This is a genomic window from Zoogloea sp., assembly GCF_030157465.1.
In the GTDB taxonomy this organism is placed as follows: domain Bacteria; phylum Pseudomonadota; class Gammaproteobacteria; order Burkholderiales; family Rhodocyclaceae; genus Zoogloea.
Genome location: NZ_JAOAUU010000091.1, coordinates 1 through 2,069, shown reverse-complemented (window position 1 = coordinate 2,069; position 2,069 = coordinate 1). Strand labels below are relative to the sequence as shown.

Sequence of the window (2,069 nt, the reverse complement as noted above, 5' to 3'; positions counted from 1 at the left end):
TTTTTGTGGGTCGGACTTCAGTCCGACAGCGCGGGCTCAGAGTGTCGAGTCGGACTGAAGTCCGACCCACAGGAAGCGCGGCGCAGCACCATGGCCGGCTCGGTGTTCAGGGTTGACGTGGACATGCTGAGCGAATTGATAGGGGTTTTTGTGGGTCGGACTTCAGTCCGACAGCGCGGGCTCAGAGTGTCGAGTCGGACTGAAGTCCGACCCACAGGAAGCGCGGCGCATCGCGGTGGTTCGTTCGGTGTTCAGGGTGGGTGTGGACATGCTGGGTGTCTCGCATCACAGCGGCCCTCCGCCTGTGGCCTTGAACAGGGCCACGCTGCCGGTGAGGCGGCGCACCAGGATGTCCAGCCTGGCCCGTTCGGCGTTGAGGGCGACGGTTTGGGCGCTGGTGACGTTGAGGTAGCTGACGGTGCCGGCGAGGTACTGGTTGGTGACCAGTTCGAGGGATTCGGTGGCGGCGGCGAGGGCTTCGGCCTGGGCTTTTGCCTCGGTTTCCAGCGTTTGCAGCGCGGCGAGATTGTCTTCCACCTCCTGGAAGGCGGTGAGCACGGTCTGGCGGTAGCTGGCCACGGCTTCGTCCCACACGGCCACGGCCTGGTCCTTGCTCGCGCTGCGGGCACCGGCGTCGAAGAGTGTCAGGGCCAGATTGGGGCCGAGGGACCAGAACTGGTTGGGCAGCGAGAAGACGCGGGCCAGGGCGCTGCTCTGGGTGCCGCCGGTGGCGCCGAGGGTGAGGGTCGGGAAGAAGGCGGCCTGGGCCACGCCGATCTGGGCGTTGGCGGCGGCGACGCGACGTTCGGCACCGGCGATGTCCGGGCGCCGCTCCAGCAGCGTCGAGGGCAGCACGCCGGGTACCGGGGGCAGGGTTGGCAGGGTGCTGGCGGCAGCCACGGCCAGGTCGGACGGCGGGCGGCCGGTGAGCACGGCGATGGCGTGTTCCAGTTGCCGGTGCTGGATGTCCAGATCGATGAGCTGGACCTGGGCCGTCTTGAGCTGGGCTTCGGCCTGGGCCATGTCGGCACGGGCGGCCACCCCGGCCTCGAAGCGGTTGCGGGTGATCTGGGCGCTGCGGGTGTAGGCGCTGACGGTGCGTTCGAGCAGCGCATGCTGGGCATCGTTGATGCGCAATTGCAGGTAGGCCTGGACCAGGGCGGCCTGGGCCGACAGGCGGGCCCCCTGGAGGTCGGCCGCCACGGCCGCCGCGGTGGCACCGGCCGCTTCGTTGCTGCGGGCGATGCGGCCCCATAGGTCGGGCTCCCAGCTGGCGGTGAGGGACAGGCGGCTGGTGTTGCGAATGGGGGCGCCGGCGCTGGCGGTGGTGCCGCCCGTGGTGGTTGTGCTCACGCCCTGGCTGCGGGTTACGCCGAGCGAGCTGCCGAGGGTGGGAAAGTTCTGGGCCTGGGCCGCGTCGAGCAGGGCGGTGGCCTGGCGATAGCGGGCCTCGGCCGCCCGGATGTTCTGGTTGGACAGCTCGACCTGGCTCACCAGGCTGTCGAGCAGGGGGTCGCCGAAGTGCGTCCACCACGCGCCGGCGGGCCGGGCATCGGAGGGGGCGGCCAGTTTCCAGCCGTCGGCTTCGCGGAACTGGGCGGGAGTCGGGGCGTCGGGGCGCCGGTAGTCGGGGCCGACGGCGCAGCCAGCCAGAAGCAGTGCAGCGGCCAGCAGGGGGAGACGAAGTTTCATTCCGTGGAAGGCGTTGTCGATCATGGAAGGAGGGCGCTCGCCGGGGCTTTCGGGCCGCCGCGCAGGCGCAGCAGCCGAAGGCGCAGACGGTCGAGCTGGAGATAGACCACCGGCGTGGTGTAGAGGGTCAGGAGCTGGCTGAGGAGCAGGCCGCCGACGATGGTGATGCCCAGCGGCTGGCGCAGCTCGGCGCCGTCGCCAACCCCGAAGGCCAGCGGCAGGGCGCCGAAGAGGGCGGCCAGGGTGGTCATCATGATCGGGCGAAAGCGCATCAGGCAGGCCTCGAGGATGGCGTCGCGGGGCGTGAGGCCCCGGTCCCGTTCGGCGCTGATGGCGAAGTCGATCATCATGATGGCGTTCTTCTTGACGATGCCGAT

At 69.9% G+C, this 2,069-nt stretch carries 2 protein-coding genes; both read right to left on the bottom strand.

Annotated elements, in window-relative coordinates; genetic code table 11:
• Window positions 1-285: 285 nt before the first annotated feature.
• Window positions 286-1,692: an efflux transporter outer membrane subunit gene (locus tag Q1W26_RS11545; protein WP_300440045.1), complete on the bottom strand. Its 1,407-nt coding sequence runs from the start codon at window positions 1,690-1,692 to the stop codon at window positions 286-288.
• Between the two features lie 20 nt (window positions 1,693-1,712).
• Window positions 1,713-2,069, bottom strand: a 357-nt coding sequence (locus Q1W26_RS11540; RefSeq protein ID WP_300440043.1) for an efflux RND transporter permease subunit, incomplete at its 5' end; no start/stop codon positions are given.

Bases quoted from the DNA above. Each gene is read 5' to 3' on its own strand.
- Q1W26_RS11545 (WP_300440045.1), bottom strand. From the start codon at position 1,692: ATGAAACTTCGTCTCCCCCTGCTGGCCGCTGCACTGCTTCTGGCTGGC.